Source organism: Paenibacillus aurantius (assembly GCF_032268605.1).
Taxonomy (GTDB): Bacteria; Bacillota; Bacilli; order Paenibacillales; family NBRC-103111; genus Paenibacillus_AO; species Paenibacillus_AO aurantius.
In genome coordinates this window covers 1,293,291-1,306,227 of the sequence record NZ_CP130318.1, presented here as the reverse complement: position 1 = coordinate 1,306,227, position 12,937 = coordinate 1,293,291, and the positions used below count along the sequence as shown (strand labels likewise).

The 12,937-nt window shown below is 57.2% G+C and carries 11 protein-coding genes and 1 riboswitch; of the genes, 3 read left to right on the top strand and 8 right to left on the bottom strand.

Features of this window, described 5'->3' with window-relative positions:
* Positions 1 to 143 precede the first annotated feature (143 nt).
* From sdhB to MJA45_RS06385, 3 genes are read right to left on the bottom strand one after another with little or no spacing between them, the layout of a single operon-like run.
* A complete protein-coding gene (gene sdhB, locus MJA45_RS06395) occupies positions 144 to 908 on the bottom strand; it encodes a succinate dehydrogenase iron-sulfur subunit (protein ID WP_315606435.1) in 765 nt (254 codons plus the stop codon).
* A gap of 2 nt (positions 909 to 910) precedes the next feature.
* Positions 911 to 2,671 (bottom strand): succinate dehydrogenase flavoprotein subunit, encoded by a 1,761-nt coding sequence (sdhA, locus tag MJA45_RS06390; protein ID WP_315606434.1) that lies wholly within the window; start codon positions 2,669 to 2,671, stop codon positions 911 to 913.
* Between the two features lie 15 nt (positions 2,672 to 2,686).
* Entirely contained in the window at positions 2,687 to 3,343 is a 657-nt protein-coding gene (locus tag MJA45_RS06385) for a succinate dehydrogenase cytochrome b558 subunit (RefSeq protein ID WP_315606433.1), read from the bottom strand.
* 255 nt (positions 3,344 to 3,598) lie between these two features.
* Between MJA45_RS06385 and MJA45_RS06380 the strand changes: the two genes are divergently transcribed.
* Positions 3,599 to 4,501, top strand: a complete 903-nt coding sequence (locus MJA45_RS06380; RefSeq protein WP_315606432.1) for a LysR family transcriptional regulator — start codon at positions 3,599 to 3,601, stop codon at positions 4,499 to 4,501.
* Positions 4,502 to 4,732: 231 nt separating this feature from the next.
* On the opposite strand, the gene MJA45_RS06375 is transcribed toward MJA45_RS06380, so the two are convergent.
* From MJA45_RS06375 to MJA45_RS06365, 3 genes are read right to left on the bottom strand one after another with little or no spacing between them, the layout of a single operon-like run.
* Positions 4,733 to 5,968 carry a cation:proton antiporter gene (locus MJA45_RS06375; protein WP_315606431.1) on the bottom strand — a complete coding sequence of 412 codons (1,236 nt, stop codon included), beginning with the start codon at positions 5,966 to 5,968 and terminating at the stop codon, positions 4,733 to 4,735.
* Positions 5,969 to 5,990: 22 nt separating this feature from the next.
* Positions 5,991 to 6,653, bottom strand: coding sequence for a potassium channel family protein (locus MJA45_RS06370; RefSeq protein ID WP_315606430.1), 663 nt, complete (start codon positions 6,651 to 6,653; stop codon positions 5,991 to 5,993).
* A gap of 30 nt (positions 6,654 to 6,683) precedes the next feature.
* Entirely contained in the window at positions 6,684 to 8,045 is a 1,362-nt protein-coding gene (locus tag MJA45_RS06365) for a TrkH family potassium uptake protein (protein WP_315606429.1), read from the bottom strand.
* Between the two features lie 67 nt (positions 8,046 to 8,112).
* A riboswitch (cyclic di-AMP (ydaO/yuaA leader) is annotated at positions 8,113 to 8,247 on the bottom strand.
* A gap of 252 nt (positions 8,248 to 8,499) precedes the next feature.
* Here MJA45_RS06365 and MJA45_RS06360 point away from each other — a divergent pair.
* Positions 8,500 to 10,131: a CPBP family intramembrane glutamic endopeptidase gene (locus MJA45_RS06360; protein WP_315606428.1), complete on the top strand. Its 1,632-nt coding sequence runs from the start codon at positions 8,500 to 8,502 to the stop codon at positions 10,129 to 10,131.
* Here the strand turns inward: MJA45_RS06360 and uvrC are convergent.
* Positions 10,067 to 12,031 (bottom strand): excinuclease ABC subunit UvrC, encoded by a 1,965-nt coding sequence (uvrC, locus tag MJA45_RS06355; RefSeq protein WP_315606427.1) that lies wholly within the window; start codon positions 12,029 to 12,031, stop codon positions 10,067 to 10,069. The genes MJA45_RS06360 and uvrC overlap by 65 nt on opposite strands.
* 129 nt (positions 12,032 to 12,160) lie before the next feature.
* On the bottom strand, positions 12,161 to 12,478 hold the full coding sequence (trxA, locus tag MJA45_RS06350; protein ID WP_315606426.1) for a thioredoxin: 318 nt from the start codon (positions 12,476 to 12,478) through the stop codon (positions 12,161 to 12,163).
* 251 nt (positions 12,479 to 12,729) lie between these two features.
* Here trxA and MJA45_RS06345 point away from each other — a divergent pair, with 251 nt between their 5' ends.
* Positions 12,730 to 12,870, top strand: coding sequence for a YqzM family protein (locus tag MJA45_RS06345; RefSeq protein ID WP_315606425.1), 141 nt, complete (start codon positions 12,730 to 12,732; stop codon positions 12,868 to 12,870).
* The last annotated feature ends 67 nt before the right edge of the window (positions 12,871 to 12,937 follow it).

The window sequence follows — 12,937 nt, the reverse complement described above, 5'->3', positions numbered from 1 at the left end:
TTTTCCCCGCTCTCCCTTTCCCGCGCTCCCCTCCTATCCATACGACTTCACCTTCTGTCAGCCCTTCCCTTCCATCATTCCTATAACCAAAAAGCCTCCGTCTCTCCGGAAGGAGAAACGGAAGCTTTTGGAAGGTAAAGCTCTTACATGCCGAGCCACTGCTTGAACAGGTGCTTGGTCGTATCTTTGTTCATGGCCGCGATCGAGGTCGTCAGCGGAATGCCTTTCGGACAGGAGCGGACGCAGTTCTGCGAGTTCCCGCAGCCTTCGATGCCGCCGTCGTCCATCAACGCTTCCAGACGCTCGTCCTTGTTCATCTCCCCCGTCGGGTGGGAGTTGAACAGACGCACCTGGGAAATGGCCGCCGGACCGATGAAGTCCGTCTTCTCGTTCACGTTCGGGCACGCCTCGAGGCAGACCCCGCAGGTCATGCACTTCGACAGCTCGTAAGCCCATTGGCGCTTGGATTCGGCCATCCGAGGTCCCGGACCGAGATCGTACGTTCCGTCGATCGGAATCCACGCTTTGACCTTCTTCAGCGCGGCGAACATGCGGCCGCGGTCGATAACGAGGTCACGCACAACCGGGAACGTGCTCATCGGAGCGATGCGGATCGGCTGCTCCAGCTTATCGACGAGCGCCGTACAAGCCTGACGCGGCTTGCCGTTGATCACCATGGAGCACGCGCCGCATACTTCCTCGAGGCAGTTGGACTCCCAGCATACCGGAGTGGTCTTCTGCCCGTTCGAGTTCACGGGATTGCGCTGAATCTCCATGAAGGCGCTGATGACGTTCATGTTCGGGCGATACGGGATTTCGAATTCCTCGGTGTAAGGCTTCGCATCCGCACTGTCCTGTCGGGTGACAATAAACTTGACCATTTTTTTGTCGGCTGCTGCTTGCGCCATGATCAATGTCCTCCTTTTTTCTTATCCGTGGTGTAGTCACGCTTACGAGGCGGAATCAAGGACACGTCGACGTCTTCGTATTCGATTTGAGGGCCGTTCGCCGTGAACTTGGCCTTGGTCGTCTTCAGGAAGTTCTCGTCGTCGCGCTCCGGGAATTCCGGCTTATAGTGAGCCCCGCGGCTTTCGTCGCGCATAAGGGCGCCAAGCGTCATCGCTTGGGCAAGCTCCAGCATGTTGCCGAGCTGGCGGGTGAACGCCACCCCTTGGTTGTTCCAGCGGGACGTATCGGTGATGTTGATCTTCTTGTAACGCTGCTTCAGCTCCTGGATCTTGTCCAGCGTCTCCTGCAGCTTGCTGTTGTAGCGGACGACCGTCATGTTGTTGTTCATCCACTCGCCAAGCTCCTGGTGGATGACATAGGCGTTCTCGCTGCCGTCCATCTTAAGCAGGCCTTCGTATTTCTCGGTCTGTCTCTTCTTCTCGCTGTCATAGACGCTTGAGGAGAGATCTTCCGCATGCTTGTCGAGCCCTTTGATGTACTCGATCGCTTTCGGACCGGCCACCATCCCGCCGAAAATAGCGGAAACGAGGGAGTTCGCGCCGAGACGGTTCGCCCCGTGAATGGAATAATCACACTCACCCGCAGCGAAGAGGCCCGGGATGTTCGTCATTTGGTTGTAATCGACCCAAAGTCCGCCCATGGAATAGTGAACGGCCGGATAGATCTTCATCGGAACCTTGCGCGGGTCGTCGCCCATGAACTTCTCGTAGATCTCGATGATCCCGCCGAGCTTGATGTCGAGCTCTTTAGGGTCTTTATGCGACAGGTCAAGGTAAACCATGTTCTCGCCGTTGATGCCGAGCTTCTGGTTTACGCACACATCAAAAATTTCCCGCGTCGCAATATCCCGCGGAACGAGGTTTCCGTAAGCCGGATACTTCTCTTCCAGGAAGTACCAAGGCTTGCCATCCTTGTAAGTCCAGACCCGTCCGCCTTCACCGCGCGCGGATTCGGACATGAGCCGGAGCTTGTCGTCCCCCGGAATGGCCGTCGGGTGAATCTGGATAAATTCGCCGTTGGCGTAGTAAACGCCCTGCTGGTAAACGGCGCTGGCCGCCGTACCGGTGTTAATGACGGAGTTCGTCGTCTTCCCAAAGATGATCCCGGGACCGCCTGTCGCCATGATAACGGCGTCGGCACGGAACGTATGAATCTCCATCGTGCGGAGGTCCTGGGCGCTGATCCCGCGGCAGGCTCCGGTTTCGTCGAGGACGATCCCCGTGAACTCCCAGTGCTCGTGCTTCGTCACGAGACCGGCCGTTTCCCAACGGCGTACCTGCTCGTCAAGAGCGTACAGAAGCTGCTGCCCCGTAGTAGCGCCGGCAAAAGCCGTCCGGTGATGCTTCGTTCCCCCGAACCGGCGGAAATCAAGCAGACCTTCCGGAGTCCGGTTGAACATAACGCCCATCCGGTCCATCAGGTGAATGATGCCGGGAGCCGCTTCGCACATCGCTTTGACGGGAGGCTGGTTAGCCAGGAAGTCGCCACCGTATACGGTATCGTCGAAGTGTTCCCACGGAGAGTCGCCCTCCCCTTTTGTATTGACCGCCCCGTTGATGCCCCCTTGGGCGCATACGGAGTGCGACCGTTTAACCGGCACTAGGGAGAACAGGTCGACCTGCACGCCCGCCTCGGCCGCTTTGGTGGTTGCCATCAGGCCGGCCAGACCGCCGCCGACTACGATTACTTTAGAATTAGCCATGATTTCGGTTCCTCCTTAGCCGTGCTTAATGGATGCTGTGTCTTGGAATTCCGTTCCGGTGAAGGCGCTCAGGGACAGCACGAACATAACGGCCATCACCACGAACACGCCCATCCACACGTAGCTGGAAACGCGCTGCGCACGTGGGCCGATCGTAATCCCCCAGGCCACCAGGAAAGACCACATTCCGTTCGCAAAGTGGAAGGAAGCCGCTACGATTCCGATTACATACAGAGCGAACACGATAGGCTGGGTGGCGATTTCGTGCATCCGGACGCCCAGATCTTCATGCGCCACATTGCCGAGGGCTACCTGAATGCGCGTTTCGAAGATATGCCAGGCAATAAACAGAAACGTAATAACCCCGGTAATCCGCTGCAGCGTAAACATCAGGTTGCGGAAATATCCGTAGTTCGTCACGTTGTTGCGTGCGGTATAGGCAACGTACAGGCCATAAACGCCATGGTAAAGCAGCGGCAGGTAAATGCCGAAGATCTCCAGAGCGAGTACGAGCGGCAGGCTGTTCAGCCAGTTGATCTGGTCGACAAAGCCCTGATGCCCTTCTTTGAACGCGGTATAGTTGGTCAGCAGGTGCTCAATCAGGAAAAACCCGATCGGAATGACCCCGAGCAAAGAATGAATTTTGCGGTAATGATAAGAATTGGCCCTCATCGTTTACATGTTCCCTCCCTTAAATGGTGAAGCGGCTTTAGAAGCAAAACCATCTAACATTGTACTCCCGCCGGGTACAAGCGTCAATAAAATGTCAAATTTTATCGAAACCTAACAACCGGGTCAAGTGCAGCGTTCATTCTTGTGAACGGATTGTGACATGCTTTAATAGTACTCTTCCCAAGCTTATAATGGAAATACTATTTTCTTATAATTACTTATAACAAGAAAACATAAGCAGGAGGATGTCCTTGCATGGAAAATATGGACGTATTCGCGGATGTCGTGGAGCAGCAGAGCCTGAATCGGGCCGCTCAGCTTCTGAACATTTCCCAGCCGGCGCTGTCTCGCAAAATTATGAACCTGGAGGAGTCGCTCGGCGTCCGGCTCTTTGAACGGAAGGGCAAGCGGCTCGAATTGACCCGGGCGGGCCAAATCTGCTACGAGTACGCGATCCAGATGCGCCAGCTCGACCGGGAGTTCATCCAGGCCATGAACCGCTTTAAGATCGGGGAGCTACCCGCCAGCCTGACCATCGGGGCTAGTCTCACTACGCTCCAGTCCACGCTGCCCGATCTCATCTCCTTCTACACGGGCGGCAGTCCCAACACCGACATCAAGGCGCTCACAGGCAAGACGCATGAGATTGTCTCCCTGGTCAAAGACCATAAGGTCGATATAGGCCTCGTGGCTTCCCATATCGAGCAGCCGGGGCTTCATTGCGACTCTCTTTTTGACGACCATCTCTGCCTGGTGCTCCCCGCCCTGCACGAGCTGAGCTCGGCTTCCTCCGTAGGGATGAGGGAATTGGATCACCTCCCGATGATCCTATTCTCCAAAGGGACGTGGTACCGCATCATGATGGATGAGATTTTTCACCGCCACAACGTGTTTCCCAATGTCAAAATGGAAATCGACTCCTTCGAAGCGATTCTCCGGCTGGTCTCGACGATGGGAACGGCCACCCTGCTGCCCATGTCCTATCTCCGCAGCCGCCTCCTGGAGAACAACGACCTGTGCATCCGCCAGCTGCCGGAGCTGATCCAGACCAAGCGGACGACCTCGCTCGTCTATACCGACGAAGCGGCCCGCGACGGCGCCATCCGGTTCTTCGTGGAGAAGGCGAAGGAATATTTCGCCCGAACGGATGCAGGCTGATGGACCCGGGAAAGAAAAAAGACCCAATAGCCCCTATAATTCCACGGAGAGGATGGGATATACATGAAAGCCTGATGTTTTGACCATTTTGGAGAGCCGGATGTGCTGGAATGGGAAGTCAATCGTTCCGGGTCAGCCGTCCTCCGGTTAGAGAGGTCCCTCCCCTTCTATAGTAGAAAGGACGAGTTCCCCAGTCGTACAAGGGATTCTCGTCCTTTCTTCTAAAGGGTCTCAGCGTTCGGCTCCCTCTTCCAGACCAAGCCGGCGGGCGGCATAGCCGGTGGTGCTTGCCTGAAGCAGAATGGTAATAAGAACGGCCAGGAACGTAACCGAGGCGATCACGTCGGCATGTGCGATTCCCGTGGCGGCGATCATGCCCGAGAGAGCGGCCGGGATAACCCCGGTTTCCCGCACCCAGAACATGAACGCGATCTCTTTCCACGTCCAGCCCGCCCGACGGTCCGGAAGCGTGGAGGCGAGAACGGTCAAAGGCCGGGCGATCAGCAGGAAAACCGCGAGCACCGCAAGACTCGGCCACAGGTACTGCCCGATCACCGCGAAGTTGACCTGGCTTCCGAGCAGAACGAAGATCAGCATTCTCATGATAATGGTGACATTCTCGGAGAAATGCTCCATCTCCTTCTGTTTGTCCTCCATATCGAGCCGGAACAAGGAAGCGTTGCCCCAAAGAAGACCCGCCGTGAAGGTGGCCATAAAGCCGCTCACATGCAGGGACTCGCCCAGCAGGAAAGCGGCGAGCGCCGTCACGATCATGGCGATGGTCGTATAGTCCCGCAGAACCCCGAGGTTGATGTGCGCCACCAGGAACGAAGCCAGAAAGCCGATCAGGCAGCCCACCAGAATCCCGCCGACGGCCGTTGTGAGGAAATCGGCCACTCCGGAGGCCAGGGTGACCTGCTTGGTTCCGGTTACGACAGCGAGAATCGAGAAGGTGAGGATGGAGCCCGTCGCGTCATTGAAGGCAGATTCGCTCTCCACGGTCTCCCTGACCTTCGGCCGGATTCTCACCTGCTTGAACACCGGGATGAGCGTGGCCGGGTCGGTGGAGGAAATAATCGCTCCCAAGAGGAACGAGTAAATCCAATCCAGCCCGAGAAGGAAGTGGACCGCCGCTGCGGTTACCGCGCAGGTGATCAGCACCCCCGGCACACTCAGCAGGGAGACCGTCAGCCAGACCCGGCGAAGCCCCCCGAGCCGGATGTTTCGTCCCCCGTCAAACAGGATGAGGGCGGAACCCGCCGTTAGAATAAACTGATTCGTAAGCGAGCTGCTCGACTCGTTAATCCAGTGCAGCCCTTGACCGACCAGCATGCCGGCAAAAAGAAAAAGCGCCACGTCGGGCAGCTTAAGCTTGCTGGCGAGTTTGCCGGCGGTCATGCCCAAAAGGCAGATGGAGATGAACAGCAGAAGAATATGATGAATCATGACCGTAGTGTGGCTTTCCATGCCGGGCGCCTCTTTTCTGGTTTTATGCGTTTACCGCATTCTCGAACGTTTCGATCTGCTCATTGGTGCCGATGACGACCATAATGTCGTTCTCCTGCACAACATCCTCGGCGGTCGGGGCGATGATGACCCCGTCCTTCTTGTTGATGGCCACGACGCTGCAGCCGAAACGGGCCCGGGTGTCCAGCTCCTTGAGCGATTTGCCGGATAGTTTGCGGGTGGCCGAAAGCTCGGCGATCGTATATTCCTTGGACAGCTCGATGTAATCCAGCAGGTTCGGGGAGACGAGCTGATGGGCCACCCGGACCCCCATATCCCGTTCCGGGTAGATGACCCGGTCCACGCCCACTCTTTCGAGCACTTTGCCGTGAAGGGCGGAAAGAGCTTTGCCCACCACCTTCTTAACCCCGAGGTCCTTTAGAATAATGGCGGTCAGGATACTTGCTTGAATGTCGTCTCCGATCGCCACCACCGCGCAGTCGAAGTTGCGGATGCCGAGTGAGCGCAGCACCTCTTCATCATTGGAATCGGCTACCACGGTATGGGTCAGGTAAGCATCCATTTCGTCTACGATCTCTTCATTTTTGTCGATGCCGAGAACCTCATAGCCCAGCTCGACCAGTTCCTTAGCAAGACTGGAGCCGAAACGGCCCAGCCCGATGACAGCATACTGACTTGGTTTCATACGTTGTCTTCTCCTTCTCCCTGCGGGACATTATCCTATCGTTACTTTGCCTTCCGGGTATCGGTATAATTCCTTCTCCGGTCTAGGCCCTAATGCATAGGCCAGCGTCAGCGGGCCGAGGCGGCCGATGAACATCATCAGGGCAATGAGGATTTTGCCGATGGTGCTGAGATCGGGGGTAAGCCCCATGGAGAGCCCCACCGTACCGAACGCCGACGTGACCTCGAACAATATTTTAAGGAAGAAGTAATCCTCCGTTGTCGAAAGCAGCATGGTGACGAAGACCACCAGGAACAAGGCGAAAAAGGTAAGGGTAATGGCTTTGTAGATGCGGTCCTTCGCCAGCCGGTTGCGGAACAGGACGATGTCTTCCTTCCCTCGAATCATGGCGATCATGGCTCCGATAAGAATGGTAAAGGTCGTCGTCTTCACCCCGCCCCCCGTTGATCCGGGTGAGGCCCCGATAAACATAAGAATGACCGTAAAAAACTGGGTCGCCTGCCTCATGCCCGCCACATCTATCGTATTGGCTCCCGCCGTCCGCGGGGTTACCGAGGCGAACAGAGATGCCCAGATCTTGCCCGCCGGGCTCAGCGGCCCGAGCGTAGCGGGATTCGTGAATTCGAAGGCGCAGATGACCATCGCCCCGAAGACGATCAGGAAAGCGGTGGCGGACAGCACGACCTTCGAATGCAGGGAGAGCTTCCGCGTTTTGCGGAATTCGTGAACGTCGGCGATAACGATAAAGCCCAGTCCCCCCAGGACGATCAATGCCATAACCGTGAAGTTCACAATGGGATCGTCCACATAGCCGGTCAGTGAGCTGAACTTGCCGTTGATTCCGCCAAACAAGTCGAAGCCGGCATTGTTGAACATGGAGATGCCATGCCAGACCCCATAATAAAGGGCCTTGCCGAACGGCATATCGAACGACCAGCGGATCGTCAGAAGCGCCGCTCCCGCCGCTTCGATCGTTAAGGCATAAAGAAGGACCCGGCGGATCAGCCGGACGATGCCCTCCATGCTTCCTTGGTTCATCGCCTCCTGCAGGATAAGCCGCTCCCGTAAAGAAATCTTTTTGCGGATGACCAAGGCAATCAGGGTTCCCATGGTCATGAAGCCCAAGCCGCCGATCTGAATGAGAAGAATGATGACCACCTGCCCGAACAGGGTCCAGTGGGTGCCGGTATCCACCACGACGAGACCGGTTACGCAGGTAGCGGAGGTGGCGGTGAACAGGGCGTCCAGGAAAGGGGTGTGGATGCCGTCCGTCGAGGCAACCGGCAAGGTCAGCAGCGCCGCTCCGGTCAGGATGATAATGGCGAACCCGATCACCAGAATTTGCGGCGGGGTCAGCCGGAACAGACTGAATTTTCGTTTGGACACGTTCATTCTCCTCTTGCTTACATGGAATTGGGCAACAAAAAAAGACACTGGAAAACCAATGCCCGACTGGTATGGCTCCTGACATTCAGCCTACGAGGTTAGCTGACGGATTCGGGTCGACAGGCCCCCTATTCGCATAACATGCGAAATTCACCCCATGGTACAATGGTTCCCCCGTTTTCTATAAGAAATTCGGCTCTATTCAATTGATTTCGATTATAGCCTGCTTCCGTCCGATTCACAAAGTCAATATTAACGGAAAAGAACGGATTTTCATGAAAATTGGACTTAATCTTTCATAAGGCGGGGAGCTAGCTTTCATTTGTTCTTCTTTGCCCGCTCTTGCCCTTGCGCACTGCTTTTCCCCGCCTCTCGCCCGGGTCAAGCGCGGCCGGTTGTACCGCCCTCAAGCAAACAGGTATAATGATTTGTAACATTTCCATAAAAAGGGGACATGAGATTGCTTCCATTCAGACTGAACCGGAACCTGCTTCTGCTTGCTCTTGCCGGGGTGCTGATGTACTTCGGGGTCATGGCCTGGAACGCTCTGGCCGGCGGTGGCGGGGTCGACGAGGAAATGGGCCGTCCGCCCGTTACCGAGGAGGCGGCCCAAGCCGCAGCGTCTGCTTGGGCCGCCCGCCAGTTCCCCGGCTTTACGCCCGGAAACAGCAGCGTCACCTACCAGAACGACAAATCCATGAGCGCCTACGTGGAGAAGAACGACTTAACCGCCGAGTACAAGAAGACCCTGTCCGACAAGGTCCCCCTCGACTACTGGCAGGTGGAGATCCGCGAGCAGAACGGAAGCCGGCAGCTGTCCGTCCGGGTCGGGATGGAGCAAGCCGTCGTGACCGGCTGGAAAACGACCGGCCCGAGAACCGGCCCGGCGGCCTCCGACCGCACCCAGGCGGACCAGGCGTTGGCGTCGGCCGGCTACGAGCCCGCCCGCTTCACCCCGGTCCCGGAAAAACAAAAAACCCCCGGCAGCTTCGTGTACCAGGGCAAGGACACGGCTGTGGGGGAAGCGCGGCTGGTGCTGAATGTAGAGGTCGGAGGCAGCGAGGCTCTGTCCCTTCTTCCTTCGTTCGAACTGCCGGATGCTTTCACGGGGTACATGGATAAGCAGAGCCAGAGCACGAAGTGGATGCTCGGCGGCTCCCTCTTTTTTACCTTTGTGCTTGGGGTGGCCGCTATCGTCTACACGATCCGCCGCCGCAAGGAAATCTCCTTCTCCCGGGGCATCCTGCTGACCTTCCTGTTCGGGGGGATTTATGTCATCCATTCCGTTAATACCCTTCCGCTGATCGCCGCCCAGTCGGGAAGCGGGAATCTGATGGCGGTCGCCATCGTCACCCTCGTCTTCACCGCGATCGTCACTCTGCTGCTTGCCGCAGCCAACTATTTCTCCCTCCTGGCGGGAGACGCTCTGTGGCGGAGAGAGGGACGGAACTACTGGCCCCGGTGGAACGAACCGGGCTTCGGGGAGCATGTCTACTACAGCATGGGACGCGGGTATCTTCTGTTCTTCTTTCTAATGGGATCCCAGCAAATTCTGCTCCTCTTCGCCGAGAAGTCCTTCGATGCCTTCGGGGTCAACGACCCGACCCAGTCGGTGTACAATATGCTCTGGCCCGGCTTTCTCCCCCTTCTCGCCTGGGTGGCAGGCATCTCGGAGGAGGTCACCTACCGGTTCTTCGGCATTGCCCTGTTCAAGAAGCTGCTCCACTTCGAGTTTCTGGCCCTCCTGGCGCCAAGCCTTCTGTGGGCGCTCGGGCATACCGGTTATACGATCTACCCGAGCTATACCCGGCTGTTCGAGGTCGCGGTGCTCGGTCTGCTGTTCGGCTATGCTTTTCTCAAGTACGGCTTCTATACGGTCATGTTCGCCCATGTCATCATGGACAGCTTCATGATGAGCTTCTCTGTCATGACGACAGAGAAGACCGCCGGCTTCGTCCTGCTAGGCCTCTTCTATATCGCCCTGCCGGCGCTCGCCGCCGCAGCGGTTCTGCTCCTTCACCGCCGGTTCAGGAAAGACCCTCCGGAGATTCCTTACTCTCCGGCGCCGGTTCCCCCTGGAGCGCCTCAATAATCGTGCGCGCCAGCTTATCCCCGAGTCCGAGAGGCCGGAAGTCTTCGACTGCCGCCTCCCGGATTTTTTTAATGGAGCCGAAATGCTTCAGGAGCTGCTTCCGCCGCTTCTCCCCAATGCCCGGAATGGCATCGAGCTGGGAAGCGACCATCGACTTGGCGCGGGTGTCCCGGTGGAAGGTGACGGCGAAGCGGTGAACCTCGTCCTGGATGCGCTGCAGCAGGTAGAATTCCTGGCTGTCCCGGGGAATCGGCACGGGGGCGGGCGGATCGCCCATCATGAGCTGAGCGGTCTTGTGCTTGGCGTCCTTCACGAGGCCGCATACGGGCACGAACAGCCCCAGCTCATTCTCGAGGACGTCGACCGCCGCCGAGATCTGCCCCTTGCCGCCGTCGATTACGATGAGATCGGGGAACGGCAGGTTCTCCTTCAGCACGCGCTCGTAGCGCCGGCGGATGACCTCCCTCATCGTCTCGTAATCGTCCGGCCCTTGAACGGTGCGGACCTTGTACTTGCGGTATTCGCGCCGGTCCGGCTTGCCGTCCGTGAACACGACCATCGCGGATACGGGGTTCGTCCCTTGAATGTTCGAGTTGTCGAACGCCTCGATGCGGCGGACGATGTCCGTCCCGAGCCAGCGGCCGAGGTTCTCGACCGCCTTCGTCGTCCGCTCTTCGTCGCGCTCGATCAGGCGGAACTTCTCGTCCAGGGCGACCCGGGCGTTCTTCGCCGCCATGTCGACCATCTGCTTCTTCAAGCCGCGCTGCGGAAGATGCACCTTGATCTTCAGCCACGATTCCAGCGTCTCCTTGACGTCCGCCTTCTCCCCGGCCGGGCCGGCGCCTGACGGAGCCTCATCCTCGGCCGTCGGCTGCTCTCCGGATGCGTCGAAGACGGCCTCATCCGGGTCCGATGCCAGCGCCTGTTCCGCCGCCTCCAGCACCTCCGCCTCCGCAGGTCCCACCGGCAGCAGGACTTCCTTCGGCAGCGCCGGGTTGTCGCTGTAGTACTGCGTCACGAAGCTGAGGAAATCGTCGTACTCCTCGCCGTAATACGGGAAGACGGACGCGTGACGCTCGATCATTTTGCCCTGGCGCATGTAGAAGATCTGCACACACATCCAGCCCTTGTCGACGGCATAGCCGAAAATGTCCCGGTCCGTCATGTCGCTCGTCGTGATTTTCTGCTTCTCGATGACCGCGTCGATGTTGACGATCTGGTCGCGCAGCTCCTTCGCCCGCTCGAAATTCAGGCTCTCCGCCGCCTCGTGCATCTTCTTCTCGAGCTCCTGGCGGATCTGCAGCTGGCCGCCGCTCAAGAAGCGGTTGATGTCCGGCAGCATCTTCTCGTAGGTATCCTCGGGCACGTCGAACTCGCAGGGAGCGACGCACTGCCCCATATGATAGTACAGGCATACCTTCGGAGGCAGCGTGCGGCATTTGCGCAGCGGATACAGCCGGTCGAGCAGCTTCTTAGTCTCATGAGCCGCGTAGGCGTTCGGGAACGGCCCGTAGTACTTCGCCTTGTCCTTGTGGACCTTGCGGGTCACCTCGAGACGCGGGTGCTCTTCATTCGTTATTTTGATATACGGATAGGTCTTGTCGTCCTTCAGCAGGACATTGTACCGGGGGGAGTGCTTCTTGATCAGGTTGCATTCCAGAATCAAGGCCTCCATGTTGCTCCCCGTCACGATATATTCGAAATCGCGGATCTCGCTTACCAGGCGCAGCGTCTTGCCGTTATGGCTGCCTGTAAAATACGAGCGCACGCGGTTCTTCAGCACCTTGGCTTTGCCGACATAAATGATCTTGTCATCGGCGTTCTTCATCAGGTAGCAGCCCGGCTGGTCCGGCAGCAAGGCAAGCTTGCGTCGGATCGCTTCCGATACGGCTTCCGGCATGGTCCTTCTCCCCTCTCCCTTAACCCCCAGAGAACACGTCTTTCGTCTCCACAACAAAAAGGCTCTCTTCCCGGAACTAGCAGAAAAGAGCCTTCTTTACACGGTAAGAGGATTCCCGACATCGGGTTCTTACTGGTGTTTGGTCACCACGTTCTTCAGCGCATCCTTGGATTGGAAGCCTACTACTTTATCCACCGGCTGGCCGTCCTTGAATACAATCAAAGTCGGGATGCTCATGACACCGAAGCGGGATGCGGACTCCGGATTGTCGTCCACGTTGACCTTGGCGATCTTGACGCTGTCGCCCAGCTCTTTATCCAATTCTTCCAGCACCGGCGCAATCATTTTGCACGGACCGCACCATGGTGCCCAGAAATCAACCAGAACCGTTCCTTGTCCTTCGACTTCACTCGTGAAGCTTTGGTCGGAAACATTTACGATAGCCATGGTAAATCCTCCTCTATAGACGTTATGAATGAAATGCTTTTCTTATATTATCTTACCTTTTTCAAGTCGACAAGTCAAAGTATGCCAAGCTTCCGGTCTGTTTGATACAAGACAAATAAAGGAACACCGGGTTCACAAATCTGTCAAAAAGATCCGCCAAGCCCTTCCGGCTCCCCGCTTTACAAGCTTGCGCGCATTTGGGTATACTACAATAAGGTAACGTTTGCGAACTAGGTTTAGGAGGGAAAGTCATGAACGAACCGAACCATCCGGAGCTGCACGTGCTCGAAGAACCGACCAACGACTTTATGGACGTGGCTATCGGATTTGGCGCTATGTTCGGATTTCTGTTTCTGATCGGGATCATCGCCACCATCATCACCCTGTTCTAAATCCATCCCACATGGAAACAAAGCCCGGTGCACCCGCACCGGGTTTTTGCTTGCTGCCCGAAAGCTT